A 26,119-nucleotide genomic window follows, 5' to 3' on the forward strand; every position below is an offset into this window, starting at 1 on the left:
ACGTGATGAGCGGCAACAGGCCCGCCACCAGCATGGACGTGGCCAGGGCGGCGGGCGTCTCCCAGGCCACCGTCTCGTACGTGCTCAACGATCGGCCCGGCAGCCGGATCAGCGAGGAGACCAGGGCCCGCGTGCGCGACGCGGCCGAGCGGCTGGGGTACGTCCCGCACGCCGGCGCCCGCACCCTGCGCACCGGCAGCAGCGGCCTGGTGCTGGTCGCGCTGCCGGACATCCCCCAGGGCCCGCTGGCCACCGGCCTCATCGAGGGGCTCGACAAGGAGCTGGGCGGACGCGGCTACACGATGGTCCAGTACGGCGGCGCGCGCCACGTGAAAGGCGTCGCCGCCGCGAAGGCGTGGGCCGAGCTGCGGCCCGCCGCCGTGCTGGCCGACGGGGCCAGGCTGACCGGAGCGGGCATCGAGGTGCTGCGCGCGGCGGGGGTCAAGGCGGTCGTCGGGATGGGGTTGAAGGCGGTGCCCGGCATCCCCTCCGTGCTCGCCGACCACGAGGGCGTGGGCGCGCTCGCCGTACGGCATCTGGTGGACAGGGGCCGCGACGGGATCGTGGCGATCGTGCCGCGCGAGGAGGGCATCCGGCCCATGGGCCTCGAACGGCTGCGCGGCGCGCGGTCGGTCGGCGTCCCCGTCAAGGCCGTCGACCTGGCCTTCGACGAGGGCGAGGCGGCCGCGTTCGTGGCCGGCCTGTCGGGCGGCGAGGGCGTGTTCGCCTACAACGACGACTACGCGATGCTGCTGCTGGCCGCGCTCCACGACGCGGGCCTCGGCGTGCCGGGCGACGTGGCGGTGGTGGGCTGCGACGACCTGCCGCTCTCGCGGCTGACCAGGCCCAGGCTGACCACCGTGCGGCCCGACCTGTCGGTGGCGCCTGCCACTATTGCCACGGTGATCGACCGGCTGGTCCGTGGCGAGAGCTGCGGCGACGTCGGCATCTGGACACTCGAGCTCATCGGAAGGGACTCCACATGACCGACCTCGACGCGCGGCTGCGCGCCGTCCTCGACCTGGCGCAGGCCGACGCCCGGGAGACGGGCGGCCGGCACGAGTACGACGGCAGCGTCCAGGACCTGTCGCCCGAGGGCGTGCGGGCCGGGCTGGCGCGGGTCGGCGTGGGGCCCGCGCCGGCCGACGCCTACGACGCCGCCCACCTGGAGGTGTTCGAGGAGGCGGCGCGGGTCACCTTCGGCGAGCTCGAGCTCCACCGCCGCAACCCGCTGTTCCACCTGTCCAACCTCGACGTGGCCTGCTACGACCGCGACTACGCCCCCGAGCAGGAGCGGGCCGCCGCCAAGGCCGCGCACCTGAGCCTGTGGCCCGAGGCGGCCGACCACGCCATCGCCTCCCTCGACCGGGTGCCGGCGCCGGTCGCCACCGCGCTGCTCGGCGCGGTCAAGGGGCTGGCGGCGGGCGTCACCGACGAGGCGGCGCTGAAGGCGCACGCCAGGCTGGTGGCGCACGTCGAGCGGGCCGCCGCCGAGGGCGAGCCCGACGCCGCGCTCGGCGGGCAGGCGCTGGCCCGGTTGATGGGCGGCGGTGAGGGCCTGCCCGTCGATCTCGGCAGGCTCGCCGAGCGCGCCGACGCCGAGCGCGACCGGCTGATGGCCCGGCTCGCCGACGCGTGCGCCAGGCTCGGCGAGCCGGGCAGGCCGCCGCTGGAGGTGGCGCGCGAGCTGGTCAAGCAGCACCCCGACGCCGACGGCGTGATCGAGGCGGCCAGGGTCGGCACCGAGAAGGCCATCGCGTTCACCCGCGAGAAGGACCTCGTCCCCTACCACGACGGCGAGTGCCTGGTCGGGCTCGCGCCCGAGTCGCGCCGGTGGGCGATGGCCATGATGGCGTGGAACGCGCCGGGCGAGCCCGAAGGCCCCTCCTGGTACCACATCACCCCGCCCGACGCCTCCTGGCCGCGCGAGGAGCAGGAGGAGTGGCTCGAGGTCTTCAGCGACACGACGCTGCCGGCGATCAACGTGCACGAGGTGGCGCCGGGCCACTTCTCCCACGGCCGTGCCCTGCGGCACGTGAGCTCCGACATCCGGCGCCACCTGCTGTCGATGTCGTTCGCCGAGGGCTGGGCCCACTACGGCGAGGAGCTGTGCGTGGAGGAGGGCTTCGAAGCCCACGACCCGCGCTTCGAGATCGGCGTCTGGCTGGAGGCGCTGATCCGCGTCACCCGGCTGGCCTGCGCGATCGGCGTCCACACCGGGCAGATGACGGTCGAGGACGGCGCGCGCCGCTTCGAGTCCGACACCCAGCTCGCCGGGCCCGCCGCGCTGTCGGAGGCGCGCAGGGCCACCTTCGACCCCACCTACGGCCGCTACACCTGGGGCAAGCTGCTCATCCAGGACCTGAGGGACCGGGCGCGCGCCGACTGGGGCGCGGAGTTCACGCTGCAGCGCTTCCACAAGGCGATGCTCGGCCTGGGCTCGCCGCCGCTCGGCCTGCTCGACCGGGCGCTCTGAACCGACCGGCACTCCGGGCGGGCGTGGGTAACGCTTACCGCGCCCCCTGGTGTCCTTTCCTCACGCCTGAGATCACGCTAACGTCTCTTGCAAGCGAGCGCTAGGGAGGGGCGGTGCGGGAGCTCTCCGGCAAGGTCGCGGTGGTGACAGGGGCGTCGAGCGGGATCGGCAGGGCGCTGGCGGTACGGTTCGCGGCCGAAGGCATGGCGTTGATGCTGGCCGACGTCGATCCACGGGGTCTGGCGCGGACGGCCGCGATGATCTCGGGGGTCAAGGTGCTCACCCAGATCACCGACGTCTCCGACGCGCCGGCCGTCCAGCATCTGGCCAACCGGGCCTTCAACGAGCTCGGCGGGGTCCACGTGCTGTGCAACAACGCGGGCGTCTTCCAGGGCGGGCGCATGTGGACCCGCACCGAGGAGGACTTCGCCTGGCTGCTGGGCGTCAACGTCTGGGGCGTGCTCCACGGCATCCGCGAGTTCGTGCCCCGCATGATCGAGCAGGACACCGAGGGGCACATCGTCAACAGCGTGTCCGTCGCGGGCCTGTTCGCCGGGCCCAACCTCGGCGGGCAGGCGGTCAGCAAGTACGCCGCCCTGGCCGCCTCCCAGGCGCTGGCCCACGACCTGCGCCAGGTCGGCTCGAAGCTGCGCGTCACCGCCCTGTGCCCGGGCGGGGTGCGCACCGGCATCAGCCGCTCCGAACGGGTCAGGCCCGCCGATCTGGCGGTGGCCCGTACCCGCGACGACCTCGCCTCCCAGGAATGGCTCGACACCCTGGTGGAGAAGGGCAAGGAGCCGGCCGAGGTCGCCGACGCGACCGTCGAGGCCATCAGGAACGAGCGTTTCCTGGTCCTGACCCACCCCGGCTACGACCGGAACCTGCGCGAGCAGACCGCCGCCCTGCTGGACGGCGACGTGCCCGAGCCGCCCGACTACGCGTGACGCGGGCGCGAGCCCGGCCGGTCGTCCTGACGGCATTCAGGTAGCCGGTCCCCCACAACGCCCATGTCACGCCGGCCCCGACAAGATCCGCGTACTGGTCATGACACGTCCTGCCGGGTGTCCGTCGGCCTGCGGATACACTGGGAGCACCGCATTCACCTGGTTGGGGGTTCTTTCGGTGTCTGAATTCGACACAGTGCTCGTGGTCGACTTCGGTGCGCAGTACGCACAGCTCATCGCCAGGCGGGTGCGCGAATGCCACGTCTACTCCGAGATCGTCCCTTCGACGATGTCGGTCGACGAGATGCTGGCGAAGAAGCCGAAGGCGATCATCCTGTCCGGCGGCCCCTCCTCGGTCTACGCCGAGGGCGCGCCCGCCGTTCCTGTCGGCCTGTTCGAGACCGGCGTGCCGACCTTCGGCATCTGCTACGGCTTCCAGGCCATGGCCCAGGCGCTGGGCGGCGAAGTGGCCCGCACCGGCGTCGCCGAGTACGGCGGCACCGAGCTGCGCGTCGGCCGCGAGGGCGTGCTCTTCTCGGGGCTGCCCGCCAAGCAGACCGTCTGGATGTCCCACGGCGACAGCGTCGCCGCGGCGCCCGTCGGCTTCACCGTCACCGCCGCGACCGACGAGACGCCGGTCGCCGCCTTCGAGCACCCCGGCCGCGGCCTGTACGGCGTGCAGTTCCACCCCGAGGTGCTCCACTCCGAGCACGGCCAGGCCGTCCTCAAGCACTTCCTCGACGCGGCGGGATGCCGTCCGTCGTGGACGATGCTCAACATCGTCGAGGACGCGGTGGCCGCCGTCCAGCAGCAGATCGGCCCCGAGGGCCGCGCCATCTGCGCGCTGTCGGGCGGCGTCGACTCCGCGGTGGCCGCCGCCATCGTGCAGCGCGCCATCGGCGACCGCCTCACCTGCGTGTTCGTCGACCACGGCCTGCTGCGCAAGGGCGAGGCCGAGCAGGTCGAGCGCGACTTCGTGGCCGTGACGGGCGTCAAGCTCCGCGTGGTCGACGCCGCCGAACGCTTCCTGAAGGCGCTCGACGGGGTCACCGATCCGGAGGAGAAGCGCAAGATCATCGGCCGCGAGTTCATCCGCGTCTTCGAGGACGAGCAGCGCGCCATCATGTCGGAGGGGCCGGTCGACTTCCTGGTCCAGGGCACCCTCTACCCCGACGTGGTGGAGTCGGGCGGCGGCACCGGCACGGCCAACATCAAGTCGCACCACAACGTCGGCGGCCTGCCGGAGGACCTGCAGTTCTCGCTCGTGGAGCCGCTGCGCACGCTGTTCAAGGACGAGGTGCGCAGGGCGGGCGAGGAGCTCGGCCTGCCGGCCGCGATGGTGTGGCGCCAGCCGTTCCCCGGCCCGGGGCTCGGCATCCGCATCATCGGCTCGGTCACCCAGGAGCGGCTCGACCTCCTGCGCGAGGCCGACGCCATCGCCAGGGAGGAACTGTCCAGGGCGGGTCTCGACCGCGACATCTGGCAGTGCCCCGTGGTGCTGCTGGCCGACGTCCGCTCGGTCGGCGTCCAGGGCGACGGCCGCACCTACGGTCACCCGGTGGTGCTGCGCCCGGTGACCTCGGAGGACGCCATGACGGCCGACTGGGCGCGGGTGCCCTACGACGTGCTGTCGCGGATCTCGACGCGCATCACCAACGAGGTGCGGGAGGTCAACCGGGTCGTGGTCGACGTGACCAGCAAGCCTCCGGGCACCATCGAGTGGGAGTAGGCATCGCGTAGCGGGGAGTCACGGAATAATCGCCTTCCGTGACTCCCCCTTTGCGTTTCGGATACATCGACGAATCGATCCATGACAGGCAGGGGCTGTACCTCCTGGCCGTGGTGCGTGCCGAGCCGTCGCTCGACGACGAGGTGCGCCACCTGCTGACCGACTGTGTCCCCACCGGCCGGCCGCCGCACTGGTGCAAGGAAGGCGAGGCGGTGCGCGATGCCCTCGTGCGGGCGCTCGCGTCGCTGGATGTCGAGGCGAGCGTCTATGCCTGCCGGTTCTCCGGCCCGCAGCGCCAGGAGGCCGCGCGGGCGCGGGCGCTGGGCTGGGCGGTGCTGAGTCTGGCTCCCTGCGTCGGCCACCTGGTCATCGACCGTCGCGAGGATCGGCAGAACCAGATCGACCGCAAGGTGCTCTCGGCGCTCGTGGGGCGCCCACGGCAGTTCACGTTCGTGCACGCCTCGGCGAGGTGGACGCCGCTGCTGTGGGTGGCCGACATCGTGGTGGGCGCCGCGGCGGCGCAGCTCGCGCGCGGAGAGGAGCGGCACCTCAAGGCGTTGGACGGGCTGGTGGAACTCTCGTGCGAGGCGACCGCGTCCTGACAGCGCAAAGGCCGGGCGCCCGCCATCCGGCGGAAAACCCGGCCCCACTTCACCGCCCTAGTGGGCGGTGCATCACCTATGGTAATCGAGTGACTGCGATCGTCAAGCCAGTTGCCGTGCCCGCTCCTCGCCCACCTCGGCCGTCCGGTGGCGCGGCAGCATGATCAGGGCTGCTGCGAGCGCGGCCCCCAGGATGGCGACGGCCGCCCAGACGGCCGCCCCCGATCCCGCCCAGGGAGATCCTCGACCGGATCGCGGGCAAGTGGGCCATCCAGATCATCGTCGCGGCGGCGGGCGAGCCGATCAGGTTCACCGAGCTGGAGCGGCTCATCCAGGGCATCTCCCGGCGCATGCTGACGCTGACCCTGCGCAACCTGGAGCGCGACGGGATGCTGACCCGCACCGTCTACCCGACCGTGCCGCCCAAGGTGGAGTACCAGGCGACGCCGATGGCGCTGGAGCTGTACGAGGCGATGCTCACGCTCACCGACTGGTCACGGCGGCACAGCTCGTGCATCGCCAGGTCGCGGGAGCTCTACGACGCTAGACAGCAGTGACGAGACCGCGGCCGGCGGCCCGCCGTTCGATCAGCCGCCTGCCGTAGCGCTGGGCGGGCAGCTCGACGAAACGGTAGGTGACCCAGCTCGTGGCCAGGATCGCCCCGAACAACGCCAGGCCGAGACCGAACTGCGCGGGCCACGGGAAGCGTCCGGGGTCGCCGACGACGAGCAGCGCCAGCTTGATCAGCGGAACGTGCACGAGATAGATCGAGTAGCTGATCAGGCCCAGCCACGCCAGCACGCGCGGCAGCGACCGCCCGCGCAGCGCGAAGAACAGCGCGAACGTCGCCGCGGCCAGGCCCATCGTGGCCAGGTTCGTCAGGCCGTTGAACGTCACCGGCCGCAGGAACGGCACCAGCACGATCAGCGCCGCGACCCCGGCCACCGGCCACAGCCCCGAACTCCGGCCGTGCTCCCAGCGGTGGATCGCGGTGCCGGTGAACATCACCGACAGGACCATCGCCCCCTGCCACGACTCCCTGCTGCCGATCCAGACCAACGTCACGGCCAGGACGGCGAGCACGACCGCGCCCGCCGTACGGGCCGGGCGGGAGCCGGACAGCACGCCGGCCAGGCCGGCCGCGGCCACGACCAGCACGGCGACGGGCGCCCACGGGCCGTCGAGCAGATGCCCCTCGCGGGGCAGGGTGAAGGCCACCAGCGTCGCCAGCAGCGCGAAGGCGAGCGCGAACCACCCGCTGCGCCGGTGCACGCCCGCCACGAACAACCCGGTGACCAGCAGGTAGAAGACCATCTCGTAGGAGAGAGTCCACATCGGCTCGACGAGACCCGCCGAGCCCGTGACCTCCATCAGCATCGTGAGGTGCGCGAACACGTTGGTGTCGCCGCGTAGCGGCAGCAGCGGCGAGAGCGCCAGCGTGACGGCGATGAGCAGCAGGTAGAGCGGGTAGAGGCGGAAGACCCTGCTGATCCAGAACGCCCGCACGTCACCCCTGCGCTCCAGCGAGGCCGGGATGATGTAGCCGCTGACCAGGAAGAAGACCAGGACGCCGTAGATCCCGAGGTTCATCCAGCGCGGCCGCAGCTGGTCGAGGACGTGGTAGTTGAGATGCTCGACGAGGACGGCTGTCGCGCCCAGGCCCCGCAGAGCGTCGAGCCACGCCAGCCGTCTTGTCATTTGACCGAGCTTACCGGCGCCCCGCTCGCCAGAAGCGCACAAGCAGAGGAAGCATGAGGAAGCCGATGAAGATCGGCGAGGCCATGTAGCGGAAGTCCTGGGCGGAGATGTTGGCGAGCACCGCGAGCTGCTGGCCGAGGATCGCCGCCGCGATGCCGAGCACCCACCGGTTGCCGCGCAGCCATGCCGCCGCGGCGAGCGCCACGTACGCGGCGTAGCACCAGATCGGCCCCCGCCACACCAGCCAGTCGAGGTCGGGCTCGAAGGAGGCCGACAGCCACCCGTCGGCCAGGTCGTGCAGCGGCCACGACAGCGGGCTCAGGTTGAAGCTCTCGAGCTCGGGATGCCGCTCGATCATGTCGGGCCCGACGTACTCCCAGGCGAACCACCGGCGAGAGAAGTGGTAGGTCTCGCCGCCCTCCGACCAGCGGTCGGCCCCCGGCCGCCACGCGATCGCGCCCCTGCACAACCTGGTCTTGATCACCTGGTCCGGCGCCTGTAGGAGGATGCGTTTCCACAGCTCCATCACCTGCGGGCTGAGCTCGTCGGAGCGCCGCCAGTCGAAGTCGCCGCGCCAGATCAGCGGGTTGATCGTGTTGCAGTTGCCGCCTCTCCACCAGCGTTCGAGCGGTGCGATCTGGGCCATGAGCGCCACGTCCCGCGTGGTGAACAGGTCCGTCCGCTCCTTCCAGGCCACCGCGATGTCGCCGTAGGCGGTGTGGTAGACGAACGTGCGCGACGGCGGCACGATGCCGACCTGGGGCAGGACGAGGTTGGTGAGCAGGACGGGCACGCCCGCGGCGAGCAGCCCCACCGCCGCCAGCCGCTTCCTGAACCCCTTGCCGATGACCAGCAGCACCGCCACCACGATGCCCACGACCAGGAACCCGTTGGCCCTGAACAGCCCCGCGCCCAGCATCACGGCGCCGAGCGCGAGCAGTGTCCCTCGGGTCGGGCCCTTGTTCCTGGCGATCCGCGCGCAGACGGCCGTGATGCCGATGATGCAGGCGGTGAACGGCACGTCCTTCCAGAACGTCACCGAGAAGGCCCCGAACGGCGGCGCGAACGGCAGCAGGACCGCGGCCACGGTCGTCGGGATCCTCGGCGCGCCGAGCCCCTTGAGCTCCTGCGCGAGGAGCGAGACCGCCAGCGCCATCGCCGTGGTCTGCAGCAGCGTCACCGGGCTGACGGCGCCCGTGAGCTTCACGCTCAGCCACAGCATCGCGTCGTAGAGGACGGAGTGGTCGCTCACCCATGGGCCCACGATGGTGTGGCTCAGGTAGAGGACGGAGTCGCGGCTGAACAGACCGGGGTAGTACGCGGCCCACCACAGCAGGAGCACTGCCTGAACACTGAGGAAGATCCGTGCCGTGGAGCGTTCGACGATCATCGAGGTTATTGTCCGGAGGGAAGTGGATCAGCGCAAAACGGGCTAGGGGTAGGTCTCACCCGGTGCGAGCCTGCGCCCCTGGAGCAGCGCCGACACCGTCACGAGATGGTAGCCGCGTTTCTTCAGCTCCTTGACCAGCGCCGGCATCACCCGCACGGTCTGCGGGACCACGTCGTGCATCAGGATGACGCCGTCGCGCCTGGCCAGCTTGAGCACCACCGCCCTGATCTTCTTCTCGTCGCGCAGCTTCCAGTCGAGCGTGGTGCCGGTCCACAGCACCTGCGCCATCCCCTCGTCGCCGGCCAGCGCCGCCACCCGGTCGTCGGTCTGCCCGTACGGCGGGCGGAACAGCCTCGGCGCCCTGCCGGTCACCTGGGCGACGGCGTCCTGGGTCGCCTTCAGCTCCGTGGTGATCTCCTCGTCGAACAGCGTGGGAAGGCTCGGGTGCGACCAGGTGTGGTTGCCGATCTCGTGACCTTCCGCCGCCATGCGTTTCACCAGTGCGGGCCGCTCCTCGACGTGCTTGCCCATGAGGAAGAACGTGGCCTTGACGCCCGACTTCCGCAGGGTGGTCAGCAGCGTGCCGGTCGCGGCTCCCGGCCCGTCGTCGAAGGTCAGCGCCAGGCACTTGACCTTGGCGCAGTCGACCGTGGCCGCCGCACCACCGTGGAGGGCGGCCCGCGCGGATGGCGTCGGGAGGGTCGCGTGCGCGGGGAAGGCCGGCAGGAGCGTGGCGGTCATGGCGGCTGTGACGAGACCGCGCGAGAACATCGGGCACCTCCATCGACGGGGGATCAACGGACCTCGTCTATCGTGCCCCATCGCGAGTGCCCTCGCGCGTGTCACTGCCCGCGGCTGCCCCCACGCGGGTCACTGATCCCGCGCGGGTCACTGAGCCCACGCGGGTCACTGCTCCCGCGCGGGTCACCGCTCCCGCGGGCGTCTCTGCCTCCGCGCGCGTCGGTCCGGGCGGGCGGCCGGTCCTGGACCGGCGCGTGGACCGTCACCATGCGGGTGAACTCGGAGGGCAGGTCCACCCCGTCCCACACCCGGTGGAAGGTCAGCGCCGAGCCGAAGGGCACCATGCGGTCGACGCCCCGCCCGGCCAGCGCCTTGGCCAGCGTCTCGAGCTCGTCCTTCGCGAAGCCGAAGTGCGTCATCGTCTGGTCCTTGCGCTCGACGAGCGGCACCAGCTCGGCCAGGTCGGCGAGCCTGGTGTGCGCGAAGGTGCCCATGCCGAGCCAGCGCCTCGGCATCGCCGTGGGGGTCGCCAGCCGTACCTCGGCCAGCGTGTTGCCGTGGAAGGTGATCGACTTGCCGTCGCCGTCGGCCGCCATCCCGTAGGTGGCCACGCGCTTCTCGACCGCCATGGCCGCGTCGACGTTCCAGCCGCGGGCGGCGATCGCCCCGGCCAGCCGCAGCGTGAAGTCGGCGTGCGCCTTGTCGGTGTCGGCGGCCGAGCCGACCCAGAACACCGTCCTGGGAGACGAGCACGCCGCCTGGTCGAACCAGTAGGAGTCGTTGGCGAAGCCCTCGGCGGCGGCCGCCCGTACGGCCGGCGAGCTGCCCAGCCACGCCACCGACCGGATGACGGCGAACGACGAGCGGTCGGGGAAGGTCAGGTCGCGGGCGCGGGGCGCGAGCGGGTGGCGCCGGATGGCCGTGACGGCGGCGTCGCCGCCCCAGATGACCCGCAGGTCGCAGGCGGCCGAGAAGGCGGCGGTGGCCTCCTCGGAACGGTCGTAGGAGACGATCCGCTGCGTCTGCGCGACGGCCGGATCGGCGTCGCGCAGAGCCCTGGCGAGGGTGTCGACGATGGTGCGGGCGACCGCTCCCGAGCGCGGCGACAGCCGTACGACGTTGTGGTTGCCCATGAGAGCTGACAGCGCCCACGAGTAGACGAAGACGGTGTCGACGTTGGCCGGAGGCACGTGGAAGACCAGCCCGCGCGGCACCCTCAGGTGCTCGCCGTCGAGCAGGTCGATGGCCCTGGCCAGCTCGACGCGGCGCAGGAAGAACCCGAGCGAGCCCAGCTCGGGGTGGCGGCGGGAGATCGCGGGGCTGAGCAGCCTGGCGCCGAAGGTGGTGAGGAAGGCGCGCATCCGGTCGTCGCCGACCACCAGCGGCCCGCCGGCGGGCGGGGCGGCCAGCTCGGCGACCAGCGTCTCGGGCGTCGACCTGCCGGGGACGGGGAACAGGATGTCGATCATCAGGCCGCCGCTCCGAACGTGTCGCCGCATCCGCGTGCCTCCGCCCTGGGCAGCCGGCCCAGGACGGAGAACCTCTTGCCGGGCCACACCCCGTCGTCAACGCCGTGGACCACCCCGAGGTCCTCGGTCAGGAGCACGTGCCCCGGATAGGAGGTGGGCAGCGTGCTGACCACCTCGATCACGCCGGGCACGCCCACCGGCGCCTCCTGCCAGGTGGCGGGGTCGCGGACCACCACGTCGGCGAAGTCGGGGCAGTACAGCCCGCCGCCGTCGGGGCCCTCCAGGTAGACGGTGCCGATCTGCTCGACCATGCCGTAGAAGTTGTGCACGGCGGTCAGCCCCGTGCGCTCGGCGAAGTGGCGGCGGAAGGCGGCGTTGTCGACCGCCTGGTCGGCCAGCTTCTTCCAGCCGCCGGAGTGGACCAGGATCCCGTTGGACAGGTCGGCCTCCAGCTCGCGCAGGTAGAGCCAGACCATGAAGGTGAACCCGAAGATCAGGAAAGGCTCGCGCCCGTGCTCGGCGAGGAAGTCCGCGACCGCCCGCGGATCGGGCCTGCCCTCCTCGTCGAGGGCGAAGGCGTGGTCCCTGCCGAAGGTCATCATGCCGAGCACGCCCGCGCCGCGCGCGCTCAGCGTCGGATCGCGCACGACCGCCCGGCTGTCGGCGACGAGCATGGGCAGCCGCCGCTCGCCGAGCACGACCCGCATGGTGGCCGCCAGCATGCGGGTCTGCGTGGCCGCCGCCTCCCTGTCGAGGTGGACGCGGCTGGGCCGCTGCCCGCTCGTCCCGCTGGAGGTCAGCACCCTGAACACCCGCTCCGGCGGGACGCTGCGCAGCTCGTGCGTCTTGAACAGCCGCACCGGCAGCCACGGCAGGTCGGCGACCGACGCGTACGGCGGCGCCGCCCCGATCGCCGCCATGATCCGCCGGTACGGCTCGCAGTCGCGCCTGTGCCGTTCGGTCATGGCGGCCAGCTGGGGCAGCAGCGCCGCCTCCTTGGCCGCCTGGGTCAGGGTGAAGACGCTCATGCGCGGGCCTCCAGCGCTCGATAGTCGATCTTTCCGGTGGCGAGGAGCGGCAGCCGGTCCACCTCTCGCACGTCGAAGCCGCTCCAGTGCAGGCGCAGCTCGCCGGCCAGCCGCCGGGCCAGCGCCTCGCGCGCGCCCCGGTCCAGGCCCTCGGTCCACACCGTCACCCTGTCGTCGCCGCCGGTGGCCGCGACGGGACCGCAGTCGCGCAGGAGCCGCTCCACGTCGTCGAGGTTGACGCGCACCCCGTAGACCTTGGCGATGCGCTTCACCCGGCCGGTGACGAACAGGAACCCCTCCTCGTCGACATACCCCAGGTCGCCGGTCCTCAGCACGCCGCCGAGGTCGTCGCCTCTGGCCAGGTCGGCCGCGCTCGTGGCGTAGCCCATCATCACGTTGGGGCCGCGGTAGACGATCTCGCCGTTCTCGACGCCGAGCGCGCCGCCGGGCAGCGCTACACCGGCCGAGCCGAGCTTGTCCGGCAGGCGCTCGGGGGGCAGCACGGCGATGCGGGCGGTGGCCTCGGTCTGGCCGTACATCACGAAGAACCGGTCGACCTTGGTGGCGAACTCGGCGACCAGCTCGGGGCGCAGCCTGCCGCCGGCCTGGGTCAGCGTGGTCAGCGCGGGATGGGCGGCGGGGTCGAAGCGCAGCCGGCGCAGCATCTCGTACTGGTACGGCACGCCCGCCAGCGAGGTGCAGCGATGCTCGGCCAGCTGGCGCCAGAAGGGCCGTTCGAGCAGGCTCGCGCCGGTGAGCACGATGGTGGCGCCGGCCGCCAGATGGCTGTTGAGCACCGACAGGCCGTAGCTGTAGTGGAGCGGCAGGCTGGTGGGTGCCACGTCGGCGGGGGTCAGGCGCAGGGCCTGGGCGATGGCGCGGGCGTTGGCCATGACGGCCCGGTGCGAGAGCCGGACGAGCTTGGGGTTGCCGGTGGAGCCCGACGTGGTCAGCAGGACGGCCAGGTCGGGATGCGGGTCGGGGGCGGCGCGCGGCCGCGGCCGGTGCGCGACGGCGAACCCCGCGACGGCGGCGGGCTCGCACCCCGCGGCGGCTGGCTGGAACCCCGCGACGGCGGGCTCGAACCCCGCGGTGGTGGCCTGGAACCCCGCGACGGCGGCGGGCGCGAAGCGGTCGGTCAGGTCGGCGAGCACGGCCGCCGGAAGGGCGGGGTCGAGCAGGGCGACGGGCCTGCCCGAGCGCAGCGCGGCCAGATAGGCGAGCACGGACGGCAGGTCGTTGCGCATGCCGAGGAACAGCGGCCCCGGCGGCGCCGCGGCCAGCTTGCGCGCCGCGTCGGCGATGCGCGCGGTCAGCTCGTCGGCGCCGAGCACGTCCTGTGTTTCCGCCACGACGAGACTCGCGTGCGGGTGGGGGAACGGGTCCATTCGCTGTGCCTTCCTGCCCTGCCGGGCACCGGTCGTCGCGGCGCTCCTGCTGCGGGGCGCCGGACGGGGTCAGAGCACCAGGCCGCCGTCGACGCCGAGGACCTGACCCGTGACGAAAGCCGCCTCGGCCGACAGCAGGAAGGCCACGCTCGCGGCGACGTCGTCCGGCCTGCCGAGCCTGCCGAGCGGCGTGGCGGCGATCGTGGCGGCGCGGCCGGGCTCGTCCAGCGACTCCAGCATGCCGGTCTCGACGAAGCCGGGCGCGACGGCGTTGACCCTGATCCCCGACGGCCCGAGCTCCTTGGCCGCGGCCAGCGTGAGACCGAGCACGGCGGCCTTGGTGGCGGAGTAGACGGCCTGTCCCGCGCCGCCCCTGGCGCCCATGACGGACGAGACGAGGACCACGGCCGGAGCCGTGCCCCTGCGCAGCAGCTTCACCGCGGCCTGCAGGGTGTGCGTCGCGCCCATGGCGTTGACCTCGAACAGGCGGCTCACCGACGCGCCGCGCATCATGCCCAGCAGGGCCGCCTCGTGGACACCCGCGTTGATCACCAACGCGTCGAGCCGCCGGTGCCTGCGGTGGACCTCGCGCATCATGGCGGCGACGGCGTCGGGATCGGCCACGTCGCCGTGGACGGCGCCGACCGCCCCGCCGGTCCGCTCGGCCAGCTCCGCCGCCGCCTTCTCCGCCGCCTCGGCCGCGCGGCCGTGGACGACCACCTCGTGGCCGGTGGCCGCGAGCCTGGCCGCGACCGCCCTGCCGATGCCCTTGGTGGAGCCGGTGACGAGAGCGACCCGCGGCTCAGGCCGCGACACCCTGCTTCTCCAGCAGCAGCACGGCCTTGCCGAACGAGCTCATGTCGAGCATGTCGTCGGTGTCGATCACGATGTCGAACTCGTCCTCCATCGCGGCCACGAGCGCCATGTGGCCCAGGGAGTCCCACTGCGGGACGCCGCGATACTCCAGCGCGTCGACGTCGGTGCCGTCCGGCAGGTTGAGCGCGCTGCGGAAGACGACGCGCAGACGATCGAGATGTCTCATGTTTCCTCACTATGTGCGACAGAATCGAAACGCAGTGTAGCGTCGCGGCGGTGGGCAGGGGGGCGGCGCGTGAAGGCAACTTCCACCGCGAGTAATGGATGGGTATAGAGCCGCGCGGCTCACGGGGGCGAATGGAAACGTCAGCCGAACGCAGGCTCACGAGGAGGTTCGGTGTGGACGAATCCAATCACTGGTACGGGCACTCACAGATCTTCGGACGCTACTGCGGGATGGCTCAGGGAACGCCCCAACGTATCCAGGGATTCGTGCAACACGGCTGGAACTACCTTCACGGCTTCCCGCCGAACGACAAGTGGTGCAGCCCCGGCTACCCCCGGTTCGTCTGGTCCGACGTGCTGCGCCGCAGAGGCTGGTCGATGGGCCGCAGGCAGCACTACCTCATCGGCGCGCCCTGGGTCTACCTGCTCCACCTGGAGCCCGACCTGGGACGGGTGCCGGAGGACGAGCGCGAGGGCACGATCTGGTACCCCTTCCACGGCTGGGAGAAGAGCTCGGTCAACGGCGACCACGCCAGGCTCGCGGCGGAGATCCGCGAGGTGGAGACCGGGCCGGTGACCGTCTGCCTCTACTGGCTCGAGTACGGCGACGCGGGCATCAGGCGGGCCTACGAATCGGCCGGATTCCGCGTCATCAGCCACGGTCACCGGGGCTCGCGCTGGGACGGCAAGGGCCGCGACTTCCTGCGCGGGCAGCTGGCCGAGCTGCGCCGCCACCGCAGGGTCGCCTCCAACCGGCTGGGCAGCGCCCTGTTCTACGGCGCGTCCGTCGGCTGTGACATCGCCGTGTACGGGGACCCGATGCAGTACGAGGACGAACGTCCCGAGTACGGCGGCACGGAGCGCCGGATGCGCCTGTGGCCCGACCTGCACGGCGTGCGCGTCGATCGCGAGCTCGCCCGCGAGGTGGCCCGGCGCGAGCTCGGTTTCGACTACCAGGCGAGCCCGGAAGAGCTGCGACGCCTGTTCGGATGGAGAAAGGCGCGATGCGCGTGAACACGACGCCGGACAATGTCCAGTTGATCGGTGGCGAGATGCTGTTGTGGTCGGACCTGACGCAGGCCAGGGACTGGGGGGCCGTCGCCACGCAACTGGTGTCCCTCCTGGTGCCCGAACGGGGCCGGGTGCTGGTCGTCGGACCGCATCCCCAGGGCCTGTTCGACCTGGTCGCCGCGCGGGCCGGGTCGCTGTCGGCGCTGCTGCGCTCCTACCCGGACGCCTGCGCGCTGGCCACCAGGCATCCGGCGGCGAGCGTCTACTGCGGCAGGCTGGACACGCTCGCGCAGGCCGCGCCGTACGACCTGGTGCTCGCCTTCGACGGGATCGCCGCCCTGCACTCGGCCGAGGAGCCGCCGCAGACCTGGCGGGAGACGCTCGCCGCGCTGTCGGAGCTGGTCGCCGAGGGCGGGCGGCTGGTCCTGGGCGTGGAGAACGACCTGGGCGTGGACCGGTTCGTGTCGGCCAGGCCCGCCGGTCGCGAGGGCGACGACTCACAGTGGACGCCCCACGGCTTCGACGTCACCTACCCCAACGGCCCCGAGACGGTCGAGCTGGAGCTCCACGCGCTGCGCTTCGCCACGGAGACGTGCTACGCGGCCTACCCCACGCGTGAGGCGCCGCGCGCGCTGCTGGCCACCCACGTGCTGGCCCAGCGCCCGCCGGACGCGCTCGCCGTCCCCCTCAGCGCCAGGGGCTACGACGCGAGGATGATCGTCGCCGACCCGCTCCACCTGACCCGCACCGCCTTCCGGCACGACCTGGCCGACCGGCTGGCCCCGCTGTGGGTGACCGTCGCGGCCAAGGGCCCGGTCGCCGCCCACCACGCCATCCTGCCGATGGGCCTGCTCCAGAGCGGCCCCGTGGTGCACGAGGTGGTCTACGGCGGCCACGGCTGGAGCCGTACGGTGATGTCGGCGCCGCCCGCCGCCGGACGGGTGCGCCTGGCGGATCCGGCCGCCTGCACGCCCATCCCGCACGGCAGGGTGCTGGAGGAGATCCTGCTGGAGGGGTGCGCCCGTGACGACCTGCGGGCGCTCAGGCGCACCTTCGCCGTGCTCGGCGCGTGGGTGAAGGGCGAGGATCCCGCGGTCGCGGTCTTCGGGACCACCGACAACCTCGTCTGGGACGGCGAGCGGCTGCGGCTGGCCGAGGAGGGGTGGACGCTGGACGACGCGCCCGCCGTCGAGGTGGTGCTCTGCCGGATCCTGTGGCGCTTCGCCGTACGGCTGCTCGCCGCCGGCCACCACCACCCGTGGCCGTGGCCGGTCGAGGCCGACCAGCTCGCGCTCACGCTGGCCGGCATGTGCGGGATCCCGTGCGACAAGGAACACCTGGTGGCGGCCGCCGAACTGGACGAGGAGATCGGCGCGGTCATCGAGCCAGGCCAGACGCCGCCCGACTACCGCGAGCTGCTCGACGCCCGCGACCACCTCCACCGGCGGCTGACCGACTCCCAGGCCAGGGTGTCCAGGCTGGAGACCAAGCTGACCTACCGCGAGCGCGACCTCAGGAAGACCAAGGCGAAGCTGAAGAAGGCGCAGCGCAAGGCGCAGGCCGTCCGCAGGTCGCTGCGTCACCGGCTGTCGCGCAGGCTGGCGCGCCCCAGACGGCTGGCCCGCAGGGTCCTCCGTACGTTCTCCGGTTGAAGGGAGTCGCTGTGCTTTCGGTGATCATTCCCTTCCACAACGTGGAGAAGTACGTCGGCGAGTGCCTGGAGTCGGTGGCGGCGCAGAGCCTGCGCGACCTCGAGGTGATCTGCGTCGACGACGGATCGACGGACGGCGGCGCGGCGGCGGCGGCGGCGCTGTGCGCGGCCGACGACAGGTTCCGCCTGATCAGGCAGCGCAACACCGGTCCCGGCATGGCCCGCAACGTCGGGGTGCGCCACGCGACGCGCCGCTACCTCGCCTTCGTCGACGGCGACGACGTGGTGCCCCGTGACGCGCTGCGCAGGCTGGTCGGCTCGCTCGAGTCGACCGGCTCCGACCTGGCCTGCGGCAACGCCAAGCGGCTCATCGGCGGGCAGCTGGTGCCGTCGTGGGCGCACCGGCAGGCCTTCAGGACCTCGATGAAGCGCACCCACATCACCCGCCATCCGCTGCTGATCCGCGACCGCATGGTGTGGAACAAGGTCTTCCGGCGCGCGTTCTGGGACGAGCTGCGCCTGGCCTTCCCCGACCGGATGTACGAGGACCAGCCGGTCACCATGGCCGCGCACGTCCGCGCCGCCTCCGTCGACGTGCTGCGGGAGGTCGTCTACCACTGGCGGCAGCGCGACGAGGCCGACTCGTCCATCACGCAGCGCAAGCTCGAGCCGGACAACCTGCGCGACCGGCTGCTGTCGGTGTGCGACGCCTCCAGGATCCTGCGCGGAGGCGCGCCGAAGCTGGCCGCCGCCTTCGACACCGACACCCTCGACATCGACATGCAGGTGGTGGTGGAGGCCGTCGCCCACCACGGCGACGCGCTGCCCCCCGACATCGTCGACCTGGCCGTCTCCTACCTCGACCAGGTCCCGCTCTCGGGCTGGCTCGACCTGCCGTGGGCGCGCCGGCTGCTGGTCCACCTCCTGCGCCGGCGCGAGCTCGGCCCGCTGCTGGACGTCGTCGACGAGGTGGAGAGCGGCGCCCTGCAGCCTCTGATGCGCAGGTCCGGCCTGCGGGGACGGCGCTGGGTCGCCGAGCACCCCCAGCTGCCGGGCCATCTGACGCCGCTGTCCCGTGACCTGTCCCTGACCTCCCGGCTGGTCCGGCTGGACTGGCAGGACGGGAAGCTGCGCGGCGAGGGGAGGGCCGCGATCGGCAGGTTCGACGCCGGCGCCCTCGGCCGGGCCAGGCTCAGCGTGTCGCTGCGGGAGCGCAAGAGCGGCGCGAGGATACCGCTGGGCCAGGCGACGGCCTTCCCCTCCTGGGACAGGATCGCCTGGGGCGCCGGCGCGGCCCTGGAGAGCGGCTACGACTTCGCGTTCACGATCGACCCCGCCGCGCTGCCCGCCCGCGGGGTCGGCCACTGGGACCTGCGCGTGGAGCTGCGCCGTCCAGGACTGTGCCTGGAGGGCAAGGTCGGTGGCGTGCGCTGGGATCCGCCCTCGACACCGGTGCCCGTCCGCATGGGCGGCCGGTGGCTGGTGCCGGTGCGGTCCTTCCGTGGCGCGTGGGGGATCCGGCTGCTGCGGCGCGACGCCGTCGTGCGTGAGTGCCACGTCCAGGACGACCGGCTCGTGGTGTCGGGAGAGCTGCGCGCGCTGGGCGACGGCGAGCCCGTCCTGCGCCTGATCCGCCGGCACGACGGCGAGGAGATCTACTTCCCCGTCGACCTGGACGGCAACGCCTTCACCAGCCGCCTGTCCTTCGCCGCGATCGACGACTCCCAGCAGGAGGAGGCCTGGTGGGACGTCGTCATCGACCAGGGCAGGATCGTCAGGCTCGTGGTGGAGACCGCGGCCAAGCCCGAGGCCGAGGTCGGCGACCGGCGCTACCTCGTCGACAGGGGCGAGGACGGCTGCCTCATGATCAGGGAGCGGAGCGCCGGCTGAGGATGCCCGCCAGGCACTCGATGACGCGGTCCTGCTCGCCGTCGGTCAGATCGGGGAAGAGCGGCAGCGACAGCTGCTCGCTGTAGTACGCCTCTGCCTCGGGGCACAGGCCGCGGCGGTAGCCGAGGTCCTCGAAGACCGGATGCCAGTAGGCGGGGATGTAGTTGACCTGGACCCCGATGCCGGCGGCGCGCATCCTGTCGTAGACCTCGCGCCGCCGCCCGTCATGGATCCGGACGGGGTAGAGATGCCACGAGGGCGTGACGTGGTCGCGCTGGACGGGCAGCGTGAGGCCCGGCACCCCGCCCAGCAGCTTCGTGTAGCGCGCCACCAGCTCGGCCCTGCGCGCCATGAACGCGGGCAGGCGGCGCAGCTGGCTGATGCCGAGCGCGCACAGCACGTCGGGCAGCCGGTAGTTGAGCCCGAAGGCGTGGACCTCCTGGTGCCAGCCGCCCACCTCGGGGTCGCGCTGCAGGGCCGGGTCACGGACCAGGCCGTGGTTCCTGAACATCGCCGCGCGCCGGAACAGCTCGGCGTCACGCACGGCGACCGCGCCGCCCTCGGCCGTCGTGACCGTCTTGGTGGGGAAGAACGAGAACGTCGTCAGGTCGCAGACCGAGCCGACCGCCCGCCCGCGATAGGCGGCCCCGATCGAGTGCGCGGCATCGCCGACCAGCAGCGCGCCGCACCCGTCGGCGACCCGCCGCAGCTCGTCGTAGTCGGCGGGGTGACCCGCGTAGTCGACGGCGGTGATCGCGCGGGTCCGCGCCGTCACCGCGGCGGCGGCCGCGGCCGGGTCGAGGGTGCCGGTGCCCGGCTCCACGTCGGCGAAGACCACCCTGGCCCCGAGCAGCACCGCCGTGGCCGCGGTGGCGACGAACGTCAGCGGTGAGGTGACCACCTCGTCACCCGCCCCGATCCCCGCCGCCGCGTAGGCGACGTGCAGCGCCGCCGTGCCCGAGGTGACGCTGACGCACGGCACCCCGCCCGTCCACGCGGCCAGCTCGCGCTCGAACCGCGCGACGGCGGGACCCGTCGTCAGCCAGTCGCCGCGCAGCACCTCGCAGACGGCCGCGATGTCGGCCTCGTCGATCGACTGGCGTCCGTAGGGCAGCATCAGGCGCTCACCATCACCATGGCGCGCAGGTCCTCGACCGACAGCCACCGGTCGTTGGTGTCGGAGCGGTAGGCGAATCCCTCGGGGAGCACCTCACCGCCCTGCGGCGGGACGTAGCCCCAGGTCGCGATCGTCGGCTGGACCACATAACGGTCGGCGAGGCGCAACGTGCGCCTGCCGTCGTCGGGGCCGATCATCTCCTCGTGCAGCTTCTCGCCCGGCCGGATGCCGATCTCCTCCATCGGGCTTCCCGGGGCCAGCGCCTCGGCCAGGTCGGTGATGCGCATGCTCGGGATGCGCGGCACGTACAGCTCGCCGCCCTGCATCATGTCGAAGGAGTCGACGACGAACCCGACCGCCTGCTCGAGCGTGATCCAGAAGCGGGTCATCCGCTTGTCGGTGATCGGCAGGCTCGCGCCCTCCCTGGCCAGGCGCAGGAAGAACGGCACGACCGAGCCCCGGCTGCCCACCACGTTGCCGTAGCGGACCACGGCGAACCTGGTGACGTGGCCGGCGGCGTAGTGGTTGGCGGAGACGAAGAGCTTGTCGGCGACGAGCTTGGTCGCGCCGTACAGGTTGACGGGGCCGGAGGCCTTGTCCGTCGACAGCGCCACGACCTTGCGCACGCCGCAGTCGATCGCCGCCTCGACCACGTTCTGCGAGCCGGCGATGTTGGTCCTGACGTATTCGAAGGGGTTGTACTCGGCCGTGTCGACCTGCTTGAGCGCGGCGGCGTGGACGACGTAGTCGATGCCGTGCATGGCGCGGGTCAGCCGGTCGCGGTCGCGCACGTCGCCGATGAACCAGCGCAGCCGCTCGTCCTCGCCGAACAGCTGCCGGGCCTCGTACTGCTTGAGCTCGTCGCGGGAGAAGACGACCAGGCGGCGCACGCCGAGATGGTCGAGGGCGTGGCGTACGAAGGCCTTGCCGAAGGAGCCCGTGCCCCCCGTGATCAACATTGACGATCCGCTCACCACGCTCACGCCGCCCCCTCATTTCGGTGGTACGACCTGCGTCTGCGCAGGTTGGCCGGTAGCCTAGCGCGACGAAGCAGACACGCACGGTCACACGGGGGAATGGGGCATCAGTGCGTATTGTCGGAGTCATTCAAGCGCGCATGGGATCAACCCGGCTGCCCGGCAAGGTGCTGCGCGACCTGGGGGGTCGCTCGGTGCTCGGTTGGGTGGTCAGGGCCGTCGAGCGGTCGGGGGCCGTCGACGACCTCGTCGTGGCGACCACCGGGCAGGCCGCGGACGACGCGGTCGTCGCCGAGTGCCGGCGGATCGGCGTCGCCTGGCACCGCGGTCCCGTCGACGACGTGCTGACCCGGTTCCTCGGCGCGCTGGAGAGCCGCCCGTGCGAGGCCGTCATGCGGTTCACCGCCGACTGCCCGCTGCTCGACCCCGAGGTCATCGGTCAGGCGGCGCTGGCCTACCAGGCTTTGCCGGGGCTCGACTACCTGACCACGAGCCTGGTCCGTACGCTGCCGCGCGGCATGGACGTCGAGATCGTCGGCAGAGACGTACTGGAGGCGGTCGGCAAGGTCGCCACCGGCTACCACCGCACGCACGTCACCTCCCACATCTACACTCATCCTGACGACTTCCACCTGCTCGGCCTCAGTTACCGCCCGGCCGCTCCCGACCTGCGCGTCACGCTCGACACCGAGGACGACTGGCGGCTGATCGCCCTGATGGTGGCCGCCTTGGGCGACCGCTGCGCCCGCGTGCGCGAGCTGGTCGCATGGCTGCGTGCGCGACCGGAGGCGTGCATGATCAACGCACACGTCGAGCAGAAGGCGCTGCGGGAGGCGTAGCGTGCGCGTCGGCATCCGCTGCGACGCGGGCACCACGATCGGTGTGGGGCACCTGATCCGCTGCGTGGCGCTGGCCGAGGAGCTGCGCGCGCGGGGCACCCGCGTGTCCTTCCTCGGCGACATGGGCTCGCTGCCGTGGGCGTGGCGGCAGCTCGACCTGCGCGCCCTGCCCGTGCGCCCGGCGCCGGCCGAGCCCGAACGGCTCGCGGCGTTCGGGCTCGACTTCGTCGTGCTCGACTCCTACACGCTGCCGCCCGGGACGGGAGCCGCGCTCATGGCGGCCGGCACCCGCGTGCTGGCCGTCATCGACGGCGATCCGCTCGGGCAGGAGGCGCACCTCTACCTCGACCAGAACCTCGGCGCCGAGGAGGTGCCCTGCCGGCTGCCGTACCCGGGGGTGCGGCTGGCGGGGGCGCGCTACGTCCTGCTGCGCGACAGCGTGCGGCGCGCCATCCGCCCGCCCCGCTGGCCGGGGGTCGCCGTGCCCCACGTGCTGTGCTTCTTCGGCGGCACCGACGCCGCCGGGGTCACGCCGCGGTGGGTCGAGGCGCTGCGGGCGACCGGCGTGCCGTTCACCGCCACCGTGATCAGCTCGGCCCCGCTGGAGGCGGGGGAGGGCATCACCGTCATGCCGCCCACCGACCTGCTGCCGAACCTGATGGCCGCCGCAGACCTCGTGGTGACCGCCGCCGGCTCGGCCGTCTGGGAGCTGCTGTATCTCGGGGTGCCCGCCGCGCTCACCTGGGTGGCCGACAACCAGCTCATCGGATACGAGGCGCTGGTCGGCCGCGGCCTGGCGGCGGGGCTCGGCGGCAGCGCCGAGCTCGCGGTGCCCGCGCTGCGCCGTCTGCTCACCGACCCCGGCCTGCGAGCCGAGTACGGCACGCGCGGCCGGGAGCTCGTCGACGGCAGGGGCAGGGAACGCGTCGTCGACGCCCTGCTCAGATGAGGTCCCAGGTCAACGGCGTGCCCAGGGTGACGTCCCTGGTGAAGGTGCGGCCCATCACCGTGCTCACCGCCGCCGGCGGCAGCCCGCCCGCCGGCCTGATCGACCTGACGTTGTCGGGGGTCACGGGCTCGCCCGCCCGCACGTCGCGCACGACGTAGAGCGAGCGCCGGAACCGCAGGCCCTCGCGCTCGCTCGGCCGCGGCCCGAGCACCGGGGCGCCGAGCGAGCGCCAGGCCCGCTCGCTCTCCACCACCAGCGCCGCCAGCTCGGCCGGCTCCAGGGAGAAGGCGGAGTCGACCCCGCCGTCGTCACGCGAGAGCGTGACGTGCTTCTCGATCAGGCAGGCGCCCAGCGCGACCGCCGCGAGCGGCACCCCGATCCCGGGCGTGTGGTCCGACACGCCGACCACCGTGCCGGTGACGCCCGCCAGGAGCGGCAGCGCCCGCAGGTTGCTCTCGGCGGGGTCGGCGGGGTAGGAGACGGTGCAGGCCAGCACCGCCAGCTGGGTGCACCCCGCCTCGCGGGCAGCCTCGACGGCGGCGTGGATCTCGGCGATCGTCGCCATGCCAGTGGAGATGACCAGCGGCTTGCCGGTGGCCGCCGCCAGCCTGATCAGCGGCAGGTCCACGATCTCCGACGACGCGATCTTGTACGCGGGCGCGTCGAGCTTCTCCAGCAGGTCGATCGCCGTCGGGTCGAACGGGGAGGAGAAGGGCACCATCCCCCGCTCGCGCGCCCGCTCGAAGATGGGCCGGTGCCACTCCCACGGTGTGTGCGCCCGCTCGAAGAGCCGGTAGAGGTTCTCGCCGCCCCACAGCGCGTGGCCCTCGCCGATGCGGAAGGCCGGGCCGTCGGCGTCGACGGTGATGGTGTCGGGCCGGTAAGTCTGCAGCTTCAGCGCGTGGGCCCCCGCGGCGGCGGCCGCGTCGACGATGGCCAGCGCCCGGCCGAGGTCGCCGTTGTGGTTGCCGGACATCTCGGCGATGACGAACGGCGGGTGCCCCGCCCCGATCTCGCGCCCCGCGATGGAGATCACGCGTTGTCCTCTCTGCTGAGCTGGATGGTGATGACGTTCCTGTCGGCGCCGTCGACGGCCCGGGTGTCGGAGCCGATCTCGGCGAAACCGAAGCGCCGGTGTAGGCGCCTGACCGACTCGTTGTCCTCGAGCACCTCGCCGCGCAACCTCACCAGGCCGAGCGGGCCGAAGGCGTGCTCGATCGCGGCCCGCTCCAGGCCGATCCACGCCCGCAGCAGCTCGCCCGACGACTCCAGGCCGTCGATGTCGAGGTAGAAGCCCCAGGTCGCGGTCGTGACGCCGGGGCCGAGACCGGCGAAGGTCACCACGCCGGACGGGACGCCGGCGTGCTCGTAGACCAGCACCTGCCGGCTCGGGTCGCCGCTCAGGGTCGCCCACCAGCGGGCGTGCTCGTCGGGGCCGATCTCGTGGGTGGTCAGGCTGGCCGCCCTGACCTTCGGATGGTTGCGCCAGCCCCGGATGATCTCGAGGTCGTGCTCGCGGACGTGTCTCAGCACCTCGTCCCCCTACGAAGCGTGCTCGTGTCGATGCCCAACGTAGCGGATTCGCATGTGGGTAAAGAGCTGATCAGGGACAGGCATGGCGGCTGCCGGGCGGTCATGGGCCAGGCATGCTGCGAGCATGCCCCTGCTCAGCGTGATAGTGCCGTTCTGTAATGTCGAGCCGTACATCACCGAATGCCTGGAGTCGCTCGCCACCCAGACCCTGCGGGATCTCGAAGTGATCCTCGTGGACGACGGGTCCACCGACGGGAGCCGGGCGATGGCCGCGGCCTTCGTCGAGGCGGACCCCAGATTCACCCTGGTCACCCAGGAGCGGCGCGGCCCCGGCCCTGCCCGCAACACCGGTGTACGGCACGCGAGCGGCACCTACCTGGCCTTCGCCGACAGTGATGACCTGGTGCCGTCCGGCGCCTACGACGCGCTCGTCGGCTCCCTCGAAACGACCGGCTCCGACCTGGCCTGCGGCGGCGTCGAACGGCTGCGCTCGGGCGAGCTGTCGCCGTCGGCGCTGCACATGAAGCCGTTCAGGCGCAGTGTGGAGCGCACCCACATCTCCCGCATGCGCGTCCTGGTCAGGGACCGGACGGTGTGGAACAAGGTGTACCGGCGTTCCTTCTGGGACGCGGCCGAGCTGGAGTTCGCCGAAGGCATCTACGAGGACCTGTCCGTCGCGATCAAGGCGCATGTCGCCGCCGAACAGGTCGACGTCCTGTCCGACGTCGTCTACCGGTGGAGGGAGCGGGACGTCGGGGAGCCCTCGATCACGCAGCGGCGTGAGGAGCTGCCCAACCTGATGGCGCGCCACCAGGCGATCAGGCAGGTGCGCGGGTTCATGGCCGAGGCCGCGCCGCGGCTGGTGGTGCCCTTCGACCGCGTGGTGCTGGAGAAGGACACCGCCTTCCTCCTCCAGGCGGTCGCCGACTCCAGCGCCGACGACCGCGGCGAGCTGCTCGAACTGGGCAGGAACTGGCTGTCCGGGCTGCGCCGCTCGGTGGTGAAGGAGGCTCCCGCGCTGCGCCGCCTCGAACTGCACCTGCTCCGCAAGGGACTGGTCAAGGAACTCGCCGAGGTTCGCAAGTACCGCGTCAAGGCGGCGGGGGAGCCCCGCGCGGTCCAGCTGCGCGGCAAGACCAAAGGCTGGTACGGCGACTTCCCCTACCTCGGCGACAAGCGGCTGGACATTCCCTACAAGGTCTACGAGATCAGCGAGGAGCTCAGGCTCGTCGCCAGGATCAGCCAGGCCGCCCGGGACGGCCGCCGCCTGAAGCTGGAGGGCGAGGTCTTCATCAGGCGGCTGGAGGGCCGCAGGGTCAAGGTCGCGCTCTGGCTGGAACGCGGCCAGACCGCGCTGCCGTTGAAGGCCCGCTGGAAGAAGCGCAGGACCTTCACCGCCGCCATCGACACGGCCGCGCTCGAGAGCGGCACGTGGCGGATCGGCGTGCGCGCCACCTACCGCGACCTGGTCAAGGACGGCTACCTTCGGCTGGCGCCCATGGCAGAGCAATTCGACGGCGCTGACGACGACGACCTGGACGCTGGGGGATCTACCCAGGAGCCCCAGGGGTGCCGGGATGGTCAAGAAGCAGCATGGACATTCTCCAGTAGTTCCAGAGAGTAATCGAAGAACAACGGGCTGTCGT

24 protein-coding genes are annotated in these 26,119 nt (G+C 72.2%); 12 read left to right on the top strand and 12 right to left on the bottom strand.

The genetic code is table 11. The features are described from left to right. Positions 1-5 precede the first annotated feature (5 nt). From ACWENQ_RS30225 to ACWENQ_RS30250, 6 genes are all read left to right on the top strand, one after another. On the top strand, positions 6-986 hold the full coding sequence (locus tag ACWENQ_RS30225) for a LacI family DNA-binding transcriptional regulator (RefSeq protein ID WP_452417245.1): 981 nt from the start codon (positions 6-8) through the stop codon (positions 984-986). Beyond that, entirely contained in the window at positions 983-2,476 is a 1,494-nt protein-coding gene (locus ACWENQ_RS30230; RefSeq protein ID WP_452417247.1) for a DUF885 family protein, read from the top strand. Before ACWENQ_RS30225 ends, ACWENQ_RS30230 begins: the two co-directional genes overlap by 4 nt. A 113-nt stretch (positions 2,477-2,589) precedes the next feature. Continuing rightward, on the top strand, positions 2,590-3,420 hold the full coding sequence (locus ACWENQ_RS30235) for an SDR family NAD(P)-dependent oxidoreductase (RefSeq protein ID WP_449919904.1): 831 nt from the start codon (positions 2,590-2,592) through the stop codon (positions 3,418-3,420). A 178-nt stretch (positions 3,421-3,598) separates the two neighbouring features. After that, positions 3,599-5,149: a glutamine-hydrolyzing GMP synthase gene (gene guaA, locus ACWENQ_RS30240; RefSeq protein WP_452417249.1), complete on the top strand. Its 1,551-nt coding sequence runs from the start codon at positions 3,599-3,601 to the stop codon at positions 5,147-5,149. Positions 5,150-5,199: 50 nt separating this feature from the next. Continuing rightward, positions 5,200-5,751 carry a hypothetical protein gene (locus ACWENQ_RS30245; RefSeq protein ID WP_452417251.1) on the top strand — a complete coding sequence of 184 codons (552 nt, stop codon included), beginning with the start codon at positions 5,200-5,202 and terminating at the stop codon, positions 5,749-5,751. 251 nt (positions 5,752-6,002) lie between these two features. Continuing rightward, positions 6,003-6,308 carry a winged helix-turn-helix transcriptional regulator gene (locus ACWENQ_RS30250; RefSeq protein ID WP_449920568.1) on the top strand — a complete coding sequence of 102 codons (306 nt, stop codon included), beginning with the start codon at positions 6,003-6,005 and terminating at the stop codon, positions 6,306-6,308. On the opposite strand, the gene ACWENQ_RS30255 is transcribed toward ACWENQ_RS30250, so the two are convergent. From ACWENQ_RS30255 to ACWENQ_RS30290, 8 genes are all read right to left on the bottom strand, one after another. Then, a complete protein-coding gene (locus ACWENQ_RS30255; protein ID WP_452417253.1) occupies positions 6,295-7,449 on the bottom strand; it encodes an acyltransferase family protein in 1,155 nt (384 codons plus the stop codon). The genes ACWENQ_RS30250 and ACWENQ_RS30255 overlap by 14 nt on opposite strands. A 10-nt stretch (positions 7,450-7,459) precedes the next feature. Next, the gene (locus ACWENQ_RS30260; protein WP_452417254.1) at positions 7,460-8,839 is read right to left on the bottom strand and encodes a hypothetical protein; all 1,380 of its coding nucleotides are present in this window, start codon (positions 8,837-8,839) and stop codon (positions 7,460-7,462) included. A gap of 42 nt (positions 8,840-8,881) precedes the next feature. Beyond that, the gene (locus ACWENQ_RS30265) at positions 8,882-9,610 is read right to left on the bottom strand and encodes a polysaccharide deacetylase family protein (RefSeq protein WP_449919915.1); all 729 of its coding nucleotides are present in this window, start codon (positions 9,608-9,610) and stop codon (positions 8,882-8,884) included. A 71-nt stretch (positions 9,611-9,681) separates the two neighbouring features. Next, a complete protein-coding gene (locus tag ACWENQ_RS30270) occupies positions 9,682-11,049 on the bottom strand; it encodes an acyl-CoA reductase (protein WP_449919918.1) in 1,368 nt (455 codons plus the stop codon). Beyond that, the gene (locus ACWENQ_RS30275; protein ID WP_449919921.1) at positions 11,049-12,077 is read right to left on the bottom strand and encodes a LuxE/PaaK family acyltransferase; all 1,029 of its coding nucleotides are present in this window, start codon (positions 12,075-12,077) and stop codon (positions 11,049-11,051) included. Before ACWENQ_RS30275 ends, ACWENQ_RS30270 begins: the two co-directional genes overlap by 1 nt. Then, on the bottom strand, positions 12,074-13,465 hold the full coding sequence (locus tag ACWENQ_RS30280) for an AMP-binding protein (RefSeq protein ID WP_452417255.1): 1,392 nt from the start codon (positions 13,463-13,465) through the stop codon (positions 12,074-12,076). Before ACWENQ_RS30280 ends, ACWENQ_RS30275 begins: the two co-directional genes overlap by 4 nt. A 69-nt stretch (positions 13,466-13,534) precedes the next feature. Continuing rightward, the gene (locus ACWENQ_RS30285) at positions 13,535-14,281 is read right to left on the bottom strand and encodes an SDR family NAD(P)-dependent oxidoreductase (RefSeq protein WP_354906350.1); all 747 of its coding nucleotides are present in this window, start codon (positions 14,279-14,281) and stop codon (positions 13,535-13,537) included. Continuing rightward, the gene (locus ACWENQ_RS30290) at positions 14,268-14,507 is read right to left on the bottom strand and encodes an acyl carrier protein (protein WP_354906348.1); all 240 of its coding nucleotides are present in this window, start codon (positions 14,505-14,507) and stop codon (positions 14,268-14,270) included. Before ACWENQ_RS30290 ends, ACWENQ_RS30285 begins: the two co-directional genes overlap by 14 nt. 173 nt (positions 14,508-14,680) lie before the next feature. Between ACWENQ_RS30290 and ACWENQ_RS30295 the strand changes: the two genes are divergently transcribed. The 3 genes from ACWENQ_RS30295 to ACWENQ_RS30305 are packed head-to-tail and all read left to right on the top strand — an operon-like array spanning position 14,681 to position 19,058. Then, positions 14,681-15,520, top strand: a complete 840-nt coding sequence (locus tag ACWENQ_RS30295; RefSeq protein ID WP_354906346.1) for a hypothetical protein — start codon at positions 14,681-14,683, stop codon at positions 15,518-15,520. Next, positions 15,511-17,169 carry a hypothetical protein gene (locus ACWENQ_RS30300; RefSeq protein WP_452417257.1) on the top strand — a complete coding sequence of 553 codons (1,659 nt, stop codon included), beginning with the start codon at positions 15,511-15,513 and terminating at the stop codon, positions 17,167-17,169. The genes ACWENQ_RS30295 and ACWENQ_RS30300 overlap by 10 nt, the downstream gene beginning before the upstream one ends. 11 nt (positions 17,170-17,180) lie before the next feature. After that, positions 17,181-19,058: a glycosyltransferase family 2 protein gene (locus tag ACWENQ_RS30305; RefSeq protein WP_452417258.1), complete on the top strand. Its 1,878-nt coding sequence runs from the start codon at positions 17,181-17,183 to the stop codon at positions 19,056-19,058. Here ACWENQ_RS30305 and ACWENQ_RS30310 read toward each other — a convergent pair. Together ACWENQ_RS30310 and pseB are read right to left on the bottom strand one after the other, a co-directional pair. Beyond that, the gene (locus ACWENQ_RS30310) at positions 19,036-20,175 is read right to left on the bottom strand and encodes a DegT/DnrJ/EryC1/StrS family aminotransferase (RefSeq protein ID WP_452417260.1); all 1,140 of its coding nucleotides are present in this window, start codon (positions 20,173-20,175) and stop codon (positions 19,036-19,038) included. The genes ACWENQ_RS30305 and ACWENQ_RS30310 overlap by 23 nt on opposite strands. Beyond that, a complete protein-coding gene (gene pseB, locus ACWENQ_RS30315) occupies positions 20,175-21,134 on the bottom strand; it encodes a UDP-N-acetylglucosamine 4,6-dehydratase (inverting) (RefSeq protein ID WP_354906340.1) in 960 nt (319 codons plus the stop codon). Before pseB ends, ACWENQ_RS30310 begins: the two co-directional genes overlap by 1 nt. Positions 21,135-21,262: 128 nt before the next feature. On the opposite strand from pseB, the gene ACWENQ_RS30320 reads away from it, so the two are divergent. Next, the gene (locus tag ACWENQ_RS30320) at positions 21,263-21,991 is read left to right on the top strand and encodes a cytidylyltransferase domain-containing protein (RefSeq protein ID WP_449919936.1); all 729 of its coding nucleotides are present in this window, start codon (positions 21,263-21,265) and stop codon (positions 21,989-21,991) included. A gap of 1 nt (position 21,992) precedes the next feature. After that, positions 21,993-22,940, top strand: coding sequence for a PseG/SpsG family protein (locus tag ACWENQ_RS30325; protein ID WP_452417262.1), 948 nt, complete (start codon positions 21,993-21,995; stop codon positions 22,938-22,940). On the opposite strand, the gene pseI is transcribed toward ACWENQ_RS30325, so the two are convergent. Both pseI and ACWENQ_RS30335 read right to left on the bottom strand, forming a co-directional pair. After that, positions 22,933-23,976, bottom strand: coding sequence for a pseudaminic acid synthase (pseI, locus tag ACWENQ_RS30330; protein ID WP_449919942.1), 1,044 nt, complete (start codon positions 23,974-23,976; stop codon positions 22,933-22,935). The two genes, ACWENQ_RS30325 and pseI, sit on opposite strands and share 8 nt — an antisense overlap. Then, positions 23,973-24,473, bottom strand: a complete 501-nt coding sequence (locus ACWENQ_RS30335) for a GNAT family N-acetyltransferase (protein ID WP_452417264.1) — start codon at positions 24,471-24,473, stop codon at positions 23,973-23,975. Before ACWENQ_RS30335 ends, pseI begins: the two co-directional genes overlap by 4 nt. Before the next feature lie 124 nt (positions 24,474-24,597). Between ACWENQ_RS30335 and ACWENQ_RS30340 the strand changes: the two genes are divergently transcribed. Continuing rightward, positions 24,598-26,097: a glycosyltransferase family 2 protein gene (locus tag ACWENQ_RS30340; RefSeq protein ID WP_452417266.1), complete on the top strand. Its 1,500-nt coding sequence runs from the start codon at positions 24,598-24,600 to the stop codon at positions 26,095-26,097. Positions 26,098-26,119 lie beyond the last annotated feature (22 nt).

The organism is Nonomuraea sp. NPDC004354 (genome assembly GCF_053602555.1).